The organism is Thermodesulfobacteriota bacterium, from assembly GCA_026415035.1.
Taxonomy (GTDB): domain Bacteria; phylum Desulfobacterota; class BSN033; order BSN033; family UBA1163; genus RBG-16-49-23.
On the sequence record JAOAHX010000004.1, the window covers coordinates 104,187 to 118,214 of the forward strand.

The window sequence follows — 14,028 nt, forward strand, 5'->3', positions numbered from 1 at the left end:
CGTCTTGGATAATCCCTCATGCTTGCTCCTTGGGCCTCCACTTCATCCGGACTCCTCCCATCATAAGACAAAACGGAAAGATTGCAACTCCCCGATTTGACAAACTTGTCCCCCCCCACATAGAATACCGTCTAACCGTCTCCTGAAACAGTCCGTTTCCGGAAGGACGTCTCATCCCTTCGGAAGCAGAACTCCTTGAGGGTCAAGGTTTCCTTAAGCCCCGCTGATGGGGGAGGGACGATCGTTGAAAGCTTCTTAACATCCTGCCCACACAAGGAAGCGAGGGAAACCCAGATGATCAAACCGTGGCCGAAGATTCGAACCCGATCCAAACATCCCTACCGGGTCTTCTCCGTCCGAACCGATGTGGTCCTCTCCCCTCGAACCCATCGACCACACGACTTCTACATCATCGAATCGAACGATTGGGTCAACATCATCCCGATCACCGAGGATCACCGGGTCGTCATGGTCAGGCAATTCCGGCATGGCCCGAGAAAGGTGACGCTCGAGATCCCTGGGGGCCTGGTGGAAGATCGCGACACCCCGAAAAGGGCCGCCGCGAGGGAACTGCTTGAGGAGACCGGCTATCGGGCAAAACGCTGGCTGAAAATCGGCTGCATCAATCCCAACCCTGCCCTCTTTCAAAATCGCTGTTACACCTACCTGGCCCTCGACCTGAAGAAGGTGGCGGACCTCAATCCGGACCAGACCGAGGACATCGAGGTCGTGCTCGTCCCCCTTTCGGCAATCCCGGACATGATCCGAAAAGGGCGGATCGACCATGCCATCGTCATCGCGGCCTTCACCCACTACTTTCTCCGGTATCCAGGAGGAATAATAAACCCTTGACCCCTCTCAGCATCCTCCTCGTCCTCCTTTCAGCCCTCATCCACGCCTCTTGGAACTTTTTTTCCAAAAGGGAAAACCTCCCCGTCTCCTTCTTCTTCCAGGTCTTTCTTTGGGGGACCCTGATCGGCTTTCCTGGGTTGATCCTCTTCGGCAACCTCTATGAGGCTTTGCAAAAGGCTCCTCTCTCCCTCGTCGGGTTAACCCTCCTATCCGGCCTTTTTGAAACGATTTACTTTATCTGTCTCATCGAAGCCTATCAGCAAGGCCCCCTTTCACTGGTCTACCCCCTCTCGAGATCGGCCCCCCTCTTCACGCAACTCTGGGCCTATTGGTGGATCGGCGAAAAGGTCTCTTCAAAGGGGGCCTTCGGAATCGGCCTGGTCATGGCAGGCCTCCTCTGCCTATCCTTGGAGAGAGATCCTGAAAAAGTCCCTCCTCTGCTTTCCAGGGGGAAGGGGAAGCCCTATCTGTTGGCCTTGGCTGCTGGCCTGGCGAGCTCCATCTATTCGGTCATCGATAAGGCCGGGGTCCAGTGGATCCATCCCCTCCCTTACCTCTGGCTCATCAACCTCTGGATGACCCTCTTTACGGGAATCTATCTCCTCTCCCGAAAGGAATATGCGGTCCTCAGGCCTTGGGCCATCTCCAAGGGATCCCTCTTCGTCGTCCTGCTGTTGCAGAACGGGGCCTATCTCCTCATCCTGCTTGCCATGACCATGAGTAAGGTAAGTTATGTCGTGGCCTTTCGACAGGCCGGAGCCCTTTTCGGGGCCTTGATGGGGATCCTCTGGTTAAAGGAGAAGGATTGGAAGGTCCGTCTCGGCGGGGTCCTCCTCTTGACCATTGGGCTCGTTATGATAGGGCAGGAGGGCTAAAGGCCTCTATCTTTTTGGAGGACCCTTGTGGTAAAATAGGCTTACGCTTTTTTGACCGTAAGGAGGGTCGGGATGAAAGTCATGTTCCATCCGAAGTTCTACGAGGTCTACACCTCGGACCCAGCAGCGGCCAAGGGAAGGATGGAGGCCATCGTCAAGGCCCTAAAAGAGGGATTTGAATTCATCGAACCTGAGCCGGCTACGGAGAGGGATCTTGAGAGGGTCCACGGAAGGCAACATATCGAATCGGTCAGGAGAGATCGACAGGTGTACGAGATCGCCCTTCTTGCAGCAGGGGGAGCCATTCGAGCTGCGGAGTGGGCCTTCGAAGGAGAGCCCGCCTTCGGCCTTATTCGCCCGCCAGGCCATCACGCCAGCCCCCATTCCTGCTGGGGCTTCTGTTATTTCAACAACATCGCCATCGCCGTCAAAAAACTGCTGAGCGAAGAAAAAATCAAAAGCGCCCTGATTCTCGATTTCGACCTTCACTACGGAGACGGCACCGCCAACGCCTTCAGCGGGTCCAAAGAGGTGAGCTATTTTCATCCCGAAGGGGCGAATCGACAATCCTTCCTCAACGAAGTCCAAACCTGCCTTCGAACCGAACAACCCTTCGAGATCATCGGGGTCTCGGCGGGGTTTGATCGCCACGAAGAGGATTGGGGAGGTCTTTTGAAGACAGAGGACTATTTAACGATCGGAAGATGGGTTAGAGAGGTCTCTCTGGAACGATGCCGGGGAAGAAGATTTGGGGTCCTCGAAGGAGGTTACAACCATTCGGTTCTGGGAAGAAACGTCCGGGCCTTTCTCGAAGGCCTGGCCGGCTGAGGACCGGTTTGACAAAACGGACGCCCCTTTTTACAATGCTTCCGACCGTTCATCTCGCTCAAGGAGAATCGACATGAGGACAAAGAAGATGGACCCGACGGTGTACTGGAACCCCGTGGTGGAGACGCTTCCCTTGGAGAAGCTAAGAGACCTCCAGCTCAAAAAGTTCAGAAAGATCGTCCAGTGGGCCTACGATCGATCCAAATTCCACCGAAAGCTCTATCAGGAGGCGGGTCTCGAACCCGGGGATATCAAAACCTTCGAGGACGTCGCCAAGGTCCCGAAGGTCGAAAAGTCGATGATGCGCGACATCCAGAGAAAGGATCCCTTTCCTTACGGCGATGCCCTCTGTGTCCCTCTCGAGGAGGTGACCGAATTTCGCCAGACCAGCGGAACCACGGGAACACCGGTCTACCAGCCCGATACCTGGCAGGACTGGGAGTGGTGGTCCGAATGCTGGGCCTATCTCCTCTATGCCCAAGGATACCGGAATACGGACCGGGTCTTTCTCCCCTTCGGTTACAACATCTTCGTCGCCTTCTGGGCGGGCCATTACGCAGCAGAGAAGATCGGATGCGAGGTCGTCCCCGGGGGCGTGCTCGATACCGAGGCCAGGATCTTAAAGATTCAGGAGTTGAAGGCGACCGCCATGATGGCCACCCCCACCTATGTCCTCGGGATGGCCGATACGGCGAAGAAAAAATTGGGGATCGATCCGGCCCGGGACCTCACCATCCGAAAGATCACCTGCGCGGGCGAGCCCGGCGCGAGCATCCCCTCGACCAAAAAGAGAATGGAAGAGGCCTGGGGCGCCAAGGTCTACGACCATGTGGGGGCGACCGAGATCGGCGCCTGGGGCTTCGAATGCACGGCCCAGCCCGGAGGCCTCCATGTGAACGACGCCCTCTTTCTCACCCAGATCGAGGATCTCGAGACAGGCCAGATCATCGAGGAGCCTGGCCGGAGAGGCAAGATCGTGATCACCGCCCTCGATCGGATCGCCCAACCCTGTATCCGCTTCGACTCCAAGGACGTGGCCGAATGGTCGAGCGAACCCTGTCCCTGTGGACGGACCTTCCGGCTCATCAAGGGAGGGGTCGTCGGTCGAGCCGATGACATCACGAAGATCAAGGGGGTCCTCGTCGCTCCCTCGGCCATCGAGGAGGTCGTCCGGTCGATTCAGGGATTGAGCGATGAGTTCGAGATCGTCGTGACCAAGAAAGGGGACCTCGACGACATCACCTTGAAGATCGAACTGCTTCCCGAGGCAGAAGGCAACCGCGAGGCCATCCTCAATCAGCTCAAAGATCAGCTCCGGTTGAAGACAAACCTCGGCTACAACATCGAAGTCCATCCCTACCGCTCCCTCCCTCGTTATGAGGTGAAGGCGAAGCGGTTCAAGGATCTGAGGAAACAGGGGTGAGGGGAGTCGGTCGAACGCGAGGAGAGGTGACCATGAGCTCGGCAAAGCTGAAAAAGTTGGATCGTCAGATTAAAAAAATCAGAAAGGCCGCTGAGGAATTGAAGGCGCTCTGCGGCGGGATTCAGGCCATTCAATGCAACGCCAACCGGATCCTCGCCTCGGTCAAGATGCTCGAGATCAACGTGAGTGACCTTCTCGATCTCGACCGATGACTCCGGATCGAGGTCAGAGCTTGATCCACTTCGGCACGACCACGATCCCCGAAGGACTCACCGTGAACCGTTTGGCATCCTCCTCCAGATCGTAACCGATCCGGGTCCCCTCCGGAATCCGAACCTCTTTGTCGATGATCGTCCGCCGGATCCTGGCATGCCGGCCCACATCCACCCCCTCGAGAAGGATCGAATCCTCGACCTCCGCATAACTGTGGATTTGGACCCTGGGAGAGAGAATGGAACGCTTCACGGTGCCACCGCTGATGATCGTGCCGTTGGAGACGATGGAGTTGAGGGCTGTGCCGACCCTGCCCTCCTCGATCAGGACCGTCTTGGCCGGTGGATAGGGAGGCTGGTAGGTGAAGATGGGCCAGTCGGGGTCATAGAGATTGAGCTGGGGGGTGACCGAGACCAGGTCCATGTTGGCCTCGTAGTAGGCCTCGATCGTCCCCACATCCCGCCAGTATCCGACCTTTCCGCAATCCCCCTGCCTGAAATCGAAAGCGAAGACCCGATCCCTCTCGATCATGGAGGGGATCACGTCCTTTCCAAAATCGTGGCTCGAATCGGAGCGAGCATCCTCGATCAGCCTTCGCACCAGGATCTCGGTGTTAAAGACATAAATCCCCATCGAGGCGAGGATCCCCTCTGGATCTCCGGGGATCGTTTTAGGCTCCGCCGGCTTCTCCTGAAACCCGAGGATCCTCCCCTCCCCATCGACCTCCATCACCCCGAACTCCCTGGAGAGGCTCCGGTCCATCCGGATTGAGGCCACAGTGAGGTCTGCCTCCTTCTCCAGATGGTAGGCGATCATCTTGCGGTAGTCCATCTTATAGATGTGATCCCCCGAGAGGATGAGGACGAGATCGGGCCTTTCGTTCTGGAGGGTATAGAGGTTCTGAAAGACGGCATCCGCGGTGCCCTGATACCAGTGTTCGTCGATCCTCTGCTGGGCCGGGATGATCTCGATGAACTCCCCGAGGGCGGTGGCGAGGATGTTCCATCCCAGCTGGATGTGGCGTTGGAGGGAGGTCGATTTGTACTGGGTGAGGATGTAGATCCGCCGGATGTCCGAATTAACACAATTGGAAAGCGTGAAGTCGATGATCCGGTAGATGGCGCCGAAGGGGACAGCGGGTTTAGCCCGGTCTCGGGTTAAGGGGTAGAGCCTCTCGCCTCTCCCCCCCGCCAAGAGCATGGTGAGGACTTTCATCGAGCCTCGCCCTTCTCCAAGAGCTTCTTCACGGTGGCTTTAAGCTCTTCGAGATCGCTCGACTTGGTCACATAGGCGTCCGCCACCCAACTCATGAAGTCGTCACGATATCCGGAGTAAGAGGTGTTGAGGATGATGGGGATCTTTCGGTCCTTCAAAACGATCTTGCCGAGGGCCTCCATCCCATCCATCACCGGCATGACAATGTCGAGGATGATCAGGTCGGGCCTTCCTTTCTCCAGCTCCTGGAGGGCCTCTTTGCCATTGCGGGCCGTGATGACCTCGTAACCTTCTGCCTCCAGCTCTTCTTTGTAAAGGAGCCTCAATCCCTCTTCATCCTCAACGACCAGGATCCTCTTCATGACTTGACGAATCCTCTCGGGAAGATCACCCTGTGCCGGGGAACCCGGAAATCGGATTATCGCTTCTCCACCCTCTTCCTCTGCTCAATCGCCAACTTGCACTCGGCGCAGATAAAACGGGGAATCGTAAAGGGATAGGTATATTCTTCCTTGCCGAACCCCCAATCGATGATATCCTTCACCGATAGGCTCTCCTTGATGGCATGACCTAAACAGAGCCCCATCCCGCAGATCACGCAGACCGCCACGGCCTGGGAATCCACCCCCTGCTTGGCACAGATATAACACTTCATCTCCCCGTCTCCCTTTCAATTTTTATGCAAACGCATACCCTATTATTACCACGTAAGCGACTAAAAATCAAAATTGATCCCTTCGAAAGGTCCCGCCTCCAGTCGGAAACGACCTCCTGAGGTCGGCCTCAGGTTGAAAGGTCGCAGGGGAAGGGTTATCATATATGGTAAAAAATTCACAACCTTGGGAGGGAGGAAAGGATTCAGCGATGAGTAGACCTGAGCACCGTCCTTTTACCGGAGCCTCGAAATATGTCCTCGACGAGGAACTGGCCAAAATTGTCAATATTTCCATCGCCCTCGAGATGCCCCTCTTGCTCAAAGGGGAACCCGGAACGGGCAAGACGATGTTGGCCCACGCCATCGCAGAGGCCTTGAAGATGCCGTTGATCGTGCTCAACGTCAAGTCGAACATGAAGCTAATCGACGCCCTTTACCAGTACGATACCCTCACCCGGCTCAACGACAGCCGATTCGGAGATTCGAAACGGGACGTCAGCAATATCGAGGAGTATATCCGCATGGGAAAGATCGGTCAGGCCTTCGTCTCGGAGGAAAGGGTCGTTCTTCTCATCGACGAAATCGACAAGGCCGATACCGATTTTCAGGACGATATGCTCGATGTGCTGGACCAGATGCAATTCGATATCATCGAGATCGACAAGACGATCAAGGCCAAACACCGGCCCGTCATCATCATCACCTCCAATGCCAAGAAGGACCTCTCCGATCCCTTCCTCGGAAGATGCAATTTCCACCATATCGCCTTTCCCGAACCAGAGATGATGAGGAAGATCGTCTCCGTCCATTTCCCCGATATCGATAAAGAGCTGCTCGACAGTGCGGTCCGGACCTTTTACCGGCTCCGGGAGATCAAAGGGGTCGAGAAAAAACCGGCCACCCGGGAGTTGATCAACTGGATTCGGGCCTTGCGATCCGATCCTGATTTTAAGGTCAAGGACCTGATCAAAGGGGAGGTCCCTTACCTCGGCGTCCTTTTCAAGAAGAGCCCGGACTACGTGGTGGCCCAGAATGCGGTCTCGAGGTTCAGGGCCTAAAGATTCCCTATGTTCGTCGACTTCTTCTATCTCCTCAAGAAGGTGGGCATCCCGGTCTCGCCGACCTCTTTTTTGAGGCTCCAAAAGGCCCTCCACCTGGGCCTGGTCAACTCGATCGAGGATTTCTATACCGCCGCCCGATCCATCCTGATCAAGAGCGAGCGGTACTTCGACCTCTATGACCAGGTCTTTGCCCACCATTTCCAAGGGGTCGAGCTGAAGGAACCCGATGCCTTCGAAATCTCGGAGGTGGTCCGCGCCCTGCTCGACGAGTGGCTGAAGAACCCCCGTGAACTGGCAGAGCTTCTCGGCATCAAAGAAGAAGAGCTGGGCAAGATGACCCCTGAAGAGCTCGTTCAGTATTTCCTCGATCGCCTGAAGGAACAGACCGAAGCCCATCATGGTGGGAGCAAGTGGATCGGAACCGGAGGGACCTCGCCAGTGGGCCACTCGGGATACCATCCCGGTGGGATGCGGGTCGGGGGCGTCTCGAGGAATAAATCTGCGGTCAAGGTGGCCCTCGAACGTCGCTACCGGGACTACTCACAGGAAGGGCCCCTGACCGAATCGCAGATGGGAGAGGCCCTGAAACGGTTAAGGAACATGGTCCCCCACGGGCCCAAGGACAAGGTCAATATCGAAAAGACGATCTACGAGACGATGAAGAACGCCGGCGAGATCGAGATCGTCTTCGATCAGAGCCTCAGGGATCGGCTGAAGGTGATCCTGGCCATCGACAACGGGGGATGGTCGATGGACCCATATATCGGCATCGTCCAGACGCTCTTCAACTACGCCCGGGCCCAGTTCAAGGATCTCAAAACGTTCTATTTCCACAACACGATTTACGACTACCTCTGGGAGGATCCTCAGCGAAGATACAAACCTTTCCCCGTGGTCGAGCTCCCGCGTCTCGATCCCGAAACCCGGTTCATCATCGTCGGCGATGCCAGCATGGCGCCCTACGAACTGCTCTCCACGGACGGTTCGATCTACGTGGGGGAGCGCTCTGGCAAGCCCAGTTACATGAGGCTCGAATTTATTGCCAAGACCTTCCGCCACTCCGTCTGGCTCAACCCCGTCCCTCAGGCGGAATGGCCCTATACCCGGACGATCCAGCATATTAGGGAAATCTTTCCGATGTTCGAACTCACCCTGGACGGTCTTGAAAAGGCGGTCACCCACCTGATGCGAAAAAATTGACCACCGAGGGCTTAAGCAACCCAGGCCTTCTCCGAGAATTCTTCCTGCCTATTTTTCCCTTGACAAAATTTGAATATCTGTTAGACTTTCGGCGTCTAACACGTCAAAAAGAAAGGAGGTGAAAAAATGAGGAAAGGGCTGATCAGCATGGGGGTGCTTGCCGGGTTTGTTTGCTCATTGCTCATCGTGAGCGGCGCTTTCGCCAAGGACGTGGTCACCTATGACGTCCCTTACGGGAAGGTCACCTTCACCCACAAAAAACATATTGAAAATTACAAGATCGACTGTCTAAAGTGCCACCATACCTGGAAAAAGGGCGAAACCACCGGCAAACTTTGCAAAGACTGTCATAAAGCGACCAAGGAGGCCTCCAAAGATGGGAAAGGACTCATCGCCAAGGAGGCCTACCATAAGAGTTGCAAAGGCTGCCACGATGATCTGAAGAAGGCCAAGAAACCCACCGGTCCTGCAGGCTGTAACGAGTGCCATGTGAAGGCGAAAAAGTAACCTGTCATTGGTAAAGGTTCCATAAAAGGGGTAGGCTGATTTCATAGCTGCCCCTTTTTTTATCCTCGGGGGGCGAAGAGGGAGCCGTAAAGGATGTCGAATTTGACCCCTCCAACCGGATCGTTGTATATAAAGATTTAAATTCCTTAGAGACGGGATGGGCCATGGACCGAATCGCCACCGTCATCCTGGCTGCCGGCAGAGGGACCCGGATGAAGTCCAACCTGACCAAGGTCCTCCATCCCCTTCTTGGACTTCCTATGCTCTCCTACCCCCTTGGCCTCTCTCTCCATCACCTCCAAGCGGAGAAGACCATCGTCGTCGTCGGTCATCAGGCCGACGAGGTGGAGAAGAGATTCCGCGACCTCCCCATCGAATTCGTCCGCCAGGATGAACCCTTAGGGACGGGCCATGCCGTGCTCCAGGCCCTCCCACGCCTCGGGGATTTTTCTGGAACCATTCTCATCCTCTCGGCCGATGTCCCCCTCGTCAAAGGGGAGACGATAAGAGCGTTCCTCGACACCTTCCTCGGCAATGATTCCACGGTTGCGGTCCTGACCGCCGTGGTGAAGGATCCGACCGGATACGGCCGCATCCTCCGGAGCGAGGCCGGTTGGTTAGAGAGGATCGTCGAGGAGAAAGACGCCACGGAAGAGGAGCGGTTGATCCGGGAGATCAACGCGGGGATCTACTGTGTGAAGGCCTCCTTTCTCAAAGAAGGGCTTCAGGAGATCGGAAAGGAGAACGCCCAGGGAGAATATTATCTCACCGATCTGGTCGAAGTGGCCAGGAGGAGGTCCTTGAGGTGCTCCGCTCACATGGTGGCGGATCCGGCCGAGATCATGGGCGTCAATACCCGTCAGGATCTGGCGGCGGCCACGGAGGTGCTTCGACAGGAGAAGGTCAAAGACCTGATGCTATCCGGGGTGACCCTGATCGACCCAAAGAGCGTCTACGTGGAATGGAACGTCGAGATCGGAAGAGATACAACCCTGGGTCCCCATTGTTCCCTCCTCGGGAAGACCCGGATTGGGGAACGATGCCTCATCGAGTCCCATGCGACGCTCTCAGATGCCGAGATCGGAGACGACGTGACGATCCGTTCCCATTGTGTTATCCAGGGAGGGAAGATCAGAGGGGGGGCCGTCGTCGGGCCTTTCGCTTACGTGGGCCCTGGGGGCGAGGTGAACCCAGAGGAGACGATCGGCCCATTTCTTCAAAGAAGCGGGCGGGGTCAAAAAGGGCCACTTTAAAGCGAAAGGGTGAATTATGTGCGGCATCATCGGGTATGTGGGTCCGAGAAAGGCGTCGGAGGTTCTCATCGAGGGACTGAAGAGGCTCGAATACCGGGGATACGATTCGGTAGGCATTGCGGTCTTTCATCGAGGCAGGATCGAGGTTCGGCGAAACGAGGGAAAGATCCGGAAGCTGGAGCAACAGATTGCGGGAGAACAGTTCGAGGGGAAGTCGGGAATCGGCCATACGCGGTGGGCCACCCACGGAAAGCCCTCCGACGAGAACGCCCATCCCCACAAGGCGGGAAAGGTGGCCGTCGTCCACAACGGGATCATCGAAAATTACCTCCCCCTCAAAGAGTTTCTTCAAAGGAAGAACCGCACCTTCACCTCGGAAACCGATACCGAGGTGATCGCCCACCTCATCGACCTCTTCCTCGGAGAAGGGGCCTCTTTCTTAGAGGCCGTCAGGAAGACCTTCGGCCAGATCCGGGGTTCTTATGCCCTCGGGATTCTCTGTGAAGGAAACGAGGACCATCTGATCGGAGCCCGTAAAGAGAGCCCCCTGGTCGTAGGACTGGGGGAGGGAGAATATTTCATCGCCTCGGACCTCCCTCCCCTCCTTCCCTATACCCGAGACTTCATCTTTCTCGATGACGGAGAGATCGTCTCCCTCTCGCCCCAGGGATGCCGAATTTATAACGAAAAGGGAGAGGAGGTCTTCAAGGAGCCGAAGCGGATCAACTGGACCCCCCTGATGGCCGAACGGGGAGGGTTCAAACACTTCATGCTCAAGGAGATCTACGAGCAGCCCAGGGCCCTCATCGACACGATTCGGGGGCGCTATTCCGAGGAGAGAGGCGATGCCGTCCTCGAGACCTTCACCCTCGATCGAGCCGTCCTCAAGACGATCCGTCGGGTCTGTCTGGTGGCCTGCGGGACCTCCTATCATGCCGCCCTGGTGGGCAAATTCCTGATCGAAGAGTTCTGCCGGATTCCGGTCGAAACCGATATCGGATCGGAGTTCCGTTATCGAAATCCGATCCTCGGACAGGACACCCTCCTGATCCTCATCTCCCAATCCGGGGAGACGGCCGATACGCTGGCGGCCTTGAGGGAGGGAAAGAGGCAGGGCGCGAGGACCCTCGCCATCTGCAATGTCGTGGAGTCGACCTTAGCCCGAGAAGCCGATCAGGTCCTCTACACGCACGCCGGGCCGGAGATCGGCGTGGCCTCCACCAAGACCTTCGTCACCCAGTTGGCGGTCCTCTTCCTCATCGCCCTGCGAATGGGGAGGGAGCTGGGCCTCCTGACAGAGGAGGAGGGCAGGAGGTTAATCGGCGAGCTGGTCAGGCTTCCCCACCTGATGGAGGAGATCCTCCGCTCCTCCCAACGGGTGATCGACATTGCCAAACGCTACGTGGATGCCAAAGACTTCCTCTATCTCGGAAGGGGCATCAATTACCCCATCGCCCTCGAAGGGGCATTGAAATTGAAAGAGATTTCTTACATCCACGCAGAGGGATACCCTGCCGGCGAGATGAAGCATGGCCCCATCGCCCTGATCGACCGCGAGATGCCCGTGGTCGTCCTGGCCACGCAGAACGAGGTTTATGACAAGGTCCTCTCCAACATCGAACAGGTGAAGGCCAGGGAGGGGAAGGTGATCGCCCTCGTCTCCCAATCCGACGAGGCCATCGCAAAGAAGGTCGATGAGGTGATCGCCATCCCCGAAACCCACCCTTCGCTCATGCCGATCCTTCTCACCCTTCCTCTTCAGCTGCTGGCCTACCACATCGCGGACTTGAAGGGAACGGATGTCGATCAGCCCAGAAATCTTGCCAAGAGCGTCACCGTCGAGTAGGTGCTTGAATCTCTCCTTTTCGAAATGGTAAAAAGATTCCTAAAGGTCCCGACGCAACGGGAGAGAGATCGACTCCCCGTCTCGAAGGTCCGAGCTTGAGTTTCGAATTTTAAATCGCCCTGTTTCATATACCGACGTTCCCTATCTCCGATGTCTTTGCTCAACGATCTCAACCCTGCTCAACGGAAGGCCGTCCTCGAAACCGAAGGCCCCCTCCTCGTCCTGGCGGGCGCAGGGAGTGGAAAGACGAGGGTCCTCACCTACCGGATCGCCTATCTCCTTCAGGAAAAAGGGGTCTCCCCGCAGAACATCCTGGCCGTCACCTTCACCAACAAGGCCGCCGAGGAGATGCGGGAGCGGGTCGAAGCCCTCCTCGGAAAGGCGGCGAAAGGAATCTGGATCTCCACTTTCCACTCCGCCTGCGCCCGGATCCTCAGACAGCACATCGACCGGTTGGGCTTCGATCGAAACTTCGTCATCTACGACGAGGAGGATCAGCAGCGGCACCTCAAAGAGGTCATGAAGGCCCTGGAGCTCGACTTCAAGATCTTTCCGCCCCGGGCGATGCAGGCCAGGATCGATCGACTGAAAAACGAGGGGATCCCTCCGGAGGAATTCCGTCCCTCGCCCTTCAATGTCTTCGAGAAGCGTCTGGCCCTGGTCTACGAACACTATCAGGAGGACCTCCGCCGGAACAACGGGGTCGACTTCGGAGATCTTCTCCTCTTCGTCAGGCTCCTCTTCCGGAAGCACCCGGACCTTCTCAATACCTACCAGCAGCGCTTCGGCTATGTGATGGTCGATGAGTTCCAGGATACGAACCTCATCCAGTATCAGCTGATCCGAACCCTGGTGGAGCCCCACCAGAATCTCTGCGTCGTGGGGGACGACGACCAGTCGATCTACCGCTGGAGGGGGGCCGAGGTAGGAAATATCCTCAACTTCGAAAAGGACTACCCCCAGGCAAAGGTGATCACCCTCGAGCAGAATTATCGTTCCACCGGCCATATTCTTCAGGCGGCGAACCAGATGGTCAGGGAAAACCGCCTTCGAAAGGAGAAAGTCCTCTGGACGGAAAATCCCGATGGCGATCTTCTCACCCTCTATGTGGCAGAGGACGAGGCCGATGAGGCGGCCTTCGTCGTGAGGAAGATCGCCGATCATGTCGAGCGGCGTTTTTCGGAAACCGGGGAGAAACCCTACCGCGACATCGCCGTCTTCTATCGAATCAATGCCCAGTCTCGGGCCATCGAGGAGGAGTTGATCAAACATCATATCCCCTACACGATCGTGGGCGGGATGAAATTCTACGAACGGAAGGAGATCAAGGACATCCTCGCCTACCTCAAGCTGGTGGCCAATCCCGCCGATGCCGTCAGCCTGAAGAGGATCCTCAATCAACCTCCCAGGGGAATCGGCGAGAAGACGATCGAGCGGATTTCGGCATTCGCCAGCGAGAGGGACCTCCCCCTTTTCGAGGGGATGAAGGAGGCGGTGAAAGGCGACTGGCTTTCGGCGGGCCTCCGAGAGAGGATCGGGGGGTTCGTCCGCCTGATCGAGGATCTTCGTCAGCAGGCAGGGGTGGTCCCCCCGAGTCAGTTGACCCTTGACCTCCTATCCAAGACCGGCTACCTCGAACGGCTGAGGGAGGAAGGGACGGAGGTCGCCCTTTCGAGGATGGAGAATATCGACGAACTGATTCAGGTGATGATGGACCTCGAAGGGAAAGAGGAGGACGTCACCCTGGAGACCTTTTTAGACCGGGTCTCCCTCGTTTCGGAGGCCGACCTCTATGAGGACAGAGGCAATCATGTCTCGCTGATGACCCTCCATTGTGCCAAGGGGCTGGAATTTCCGATCGTCTTCATGGTCGGCATGGAGGAGGGCCTCCTTCCCCACGCCCGTAGAGGGGAGGAGCGGGAAGACCTCGAAGAGGAGAGAAGGCTCTGCTACGTGGGGATCACGCGGGCGAAGAAGAAGGTCTACCTCTCCCGCGCGGAAAGGCGTTATACCTTCGGCACCGGCCGGGCCAATCCTCCCTCGAGATTTCTCGATGAGCTTCCAGGGGAGTTGATCGAGGTGGAAGAACGGCCCTATGAT

At 56.8% G+C, this 14,028-nt stretch carries 14 protein-coding genes; 11 read left to right on the plus strand and 3 right to left on the minus strand.

Features of this window, described 5'->3' with window-relative positions:
• The first annotated feature begins 294 nt into the window (after positions 1–294).
• The 5 genes from N3G78_04175 (at position 295) to N3G78_04195 (ending at position 4,190) form a co-directional block, all read left to right on the plus strand.
• Positions 295–852, plus strand: coding sequence for an NUDIX hydrolase (locus N3G78_04175; GenBank protein MCX8117114.1), 558 nt, complete (start codon positions 295–297; stop codon positions 850–852).
• Positions 849–1,727: a DMT family transporter gene (locus tag N3G78_04180; protein MCX8117115.1), complete on the plus strand. Its 879-nt coding sequence runs from the start codon at positions 849–851 to the stop codon at positions 1,725–1,727. The genes N3G78_04175 and N3G78_04180 overlap by 4 nt, the downstream gene beginning before the upstream one ends.
• Positions 1,728–1,799: 72 nt before the next feature.
• Positions 1,800–2,555, plus strand: a complete 756-nt coding sequence (locus N3G78_04185; GenBank protein ID MCX8117116.1) for a histone deacetylase family protein — start codon at positions 1,800–1,802, stop codon at positions 2,553–2,555.
• 88 nt (positions 2,556–2,643) lie between these two features.
• A complete protein-coding gene (locus N3G78_04190; GenBank protein MCX8117117.1) occupies positions 2,644–3,978 on the plus strand; it encodes a phenylacetate--CoA ligase family protein in 1,335 nt (444 codons plus the stop codon).
• 32 nt (positions 3,979–4,010) lie between these two features.
• Positions 4,011–4,190 (plus strand): hypothetical protein, encoded by a 180-nt coding sequence (locus N3G78_04195; protein MCX8117118.1) that lies wholly within the window; start codon positions 4,011–4,013, stop codon positions 4,188–4,190.
• A 13-nt stretch (positions 4,191–4,203) separates the two neighbouring features.
• Here the strand turns inward: N3G78_04195 and glgC are convergent, their stop codons facing one another.
• The 3 genes from glgC to N3G78_04210 are packed head-to-tail and all read right to left on the minus strand — an operon-like array spanning position 4,204 to position 6,061.
• Positions 4,204–5,406, minus strand: coding sequence for a glucose-1-phosphate adenylyltransferase (gene glgC, locus N3G78_04200; protein ID MCX8117119.1), 1,203 nt, complete (start codon positions 5,404–5,406; stop codon positions 4,204–4,206).
• Positions 5,403–5,768, minus strand: a complete 366-nt coding sequence (locus N3G78_04205; GenBank protein ID MCX8117120.1) for a response regulator — start codon at positions 5,766–5,768, stop codon at positions 5,403–5,405. The genes glgC and N3G78_04205 overlap by 4 nt, the downstream gene beginning before the upstream one ends.
• Positions 5,769–5,824: 56 nt before the next feature.
• Positions 5,825–6,061, minus strand: coding sequence for a DUF2180 family protein (locus N3G78_04210; protein ID MCX8117121.1), 237 nt, complete (start codon positions 6,059–6,061; stop codon positions 5,825–5,827).
• A 209-nt stretch (positions 6,062–6,270) separates the two neighbouring features.
• On the opposite strand from N3G78_04210, the gene N3G78_04215 reads away from it, so the two are divergent.
• The 6 genes from N3G78_04215 to N3G78_04240 form a co-directional block, all read left to right on the plus strand.
• Entirely contained in the window at positions 6,271–7,119 is an 849-nt protein-coding gene (locus N3G78_04215) for a MoxR family ATPase (protein MCX8117122.1), read from the plus strand.
• Between the two features lie 9 nt (positions 7,120–7,128).
• Entirely contained in the window at positions 7,129–8,322 is a 1,194-nt protein-coding gene (locus N3G78_04220; GenBank protein ID MCX8117123.1) for a hypothetical protein, read from the plus strand.
• A gap of 126 nt (positions 8,323–8,448) precedes the next feature.
• Positions 8,449–8,829, plus strand: coding sequence for a cytochrome c family protein (locus N3G78_04225; protein MCX8117124.1), 381 nt, complete (start codon positions 8,449–8,451; stop codon positions 8,827–8,829).
• A gap of 164 nt (positions 8,830–8,993) precedes the next feature.
• Positions 8,994–10,082 carry an NTP transferase domain-containing protein gene (locus N3G78_04230; GenBank protein MCX8117125.1) on the plus strand — a complete coding sequence of 363 codons (1,089 nt, stop codon included), beginning with the start codon at positions 8,994–8,996 and terminating at the stop codon, positions 10,080–10,082.
• A 16-nt stretch (positions 10,083–10,098) separates the two neighbouring features.
• A complete protein-coding gene (gene glmS / locus N3G78_04235) occupies positions 10,099–11,928 on the plus strand; it encodes a glutamine--fructose-6-phosphate transaminase (isomerizing) (GenBank protein MCX8117126.1) in 1,830 nt (609 codons plus the stop codon).
• A 150-nt stretch (positions 11,929–12,078) separates the two neighbouring features.
• The coding region (locus N3G78_04240) for a UvrD-helicase domain-containing protein (GenBank protein ID MCX8117127.1) at positions 12,079–14,028 on the plus strand (1,950 nt) is incomplete at its 3' end.

What these genes read in the sequence shown, in the direction of transcription:
- N3G78_04175 (MCX8117114.1), top strand. Translation starts at nt 295, where the DNA reads ATGATCAAACCGTGGCCGAAGATTCGAACCCGATCCAAACATCCCTAC.
- N3G78_04185 (MCX8117116.1), top strand. Translation starts at nt 1,800, where the DNA reads ATGAAAGTCATGTTCCATCCGAAGTTCTACGAGGTCTACACCTCGGAC.
- N3G78_04190 (MCX8117117.1), top strand. Translation starts at nt 2,644, where the DNA reads ATGGACCCGACGGTGTACTGGAACCCCGTGGTGGAGACGCTTCCCTTG.
- N3G78_04195 (MCX8117118.1), top strand. Translation starts at nt 4,011, where the DNA reads ATGAGCTCGGCAAAGCTGAAAAAGTTGGATCGTCAGATTAAAAAAATC.
- glgC (MCX8117119.1), bottom strand. Translation starts at nt 5,406, where the DNA reads ATGAAAGTCCTCACCATGCTCTTGGCGGGGGGGAGAGGCGAGAGGCTC.
- N3G78_04205 (MCX8117120.1), bottom strand. Translation starts at nt 5,768, where the DNA reads ATGAAGAGGATCCTGGTCGTTGAGGATGAAGAGGGATTGAGGCTCCTT.
- N3G78_04210 (MCX8117121.1), bottom strand. Translation starts at nt 6,061, where the DNA reads ATGAAGTGTTATATCTGTGCCAAGCAGGGGGTGGATTCCCAGGCCGTG.
- N3G78_04215 (MCX8117122.1), top strand. Translation starts at nt 6,271, where the DNA reads ATGAGTAGACCTGAGCACCGTCCTTTTACCGGAGCCTCGAAATATGTC.
- N3G78_04220 (MCX8117123.1), top strand. Translation starts at nt 7,129, where the DNA reads ATGTTCGTCGACTTCTTCTATCTCCTCAAGAAGGTGGGCATCCCGGTC.
- N3G78_04225 (MCX8117124.1), top strand. Translation starts at nt 8,449, where the DNA reads ATGAGGAAAGGGCTGATCAGCATGGGGGTGCTTGCCGGGTTTGTTTGC.
- N3G78_04230 (MCX8117125.1), top strand. Translation starts at nt 8,994, where the DNA reads ATGGACCGAATCGCCACCGTCATCCTGGCTGCCGGCAGAGGGACCCGG.
- glmS (MCX8117126.1), top strand. Translation starts at nt 10,099, where the DNA reads ATGTGCGGCATCATCGGGTATGTGGGTCCGAGAAAGGCGTCGGAGGTT.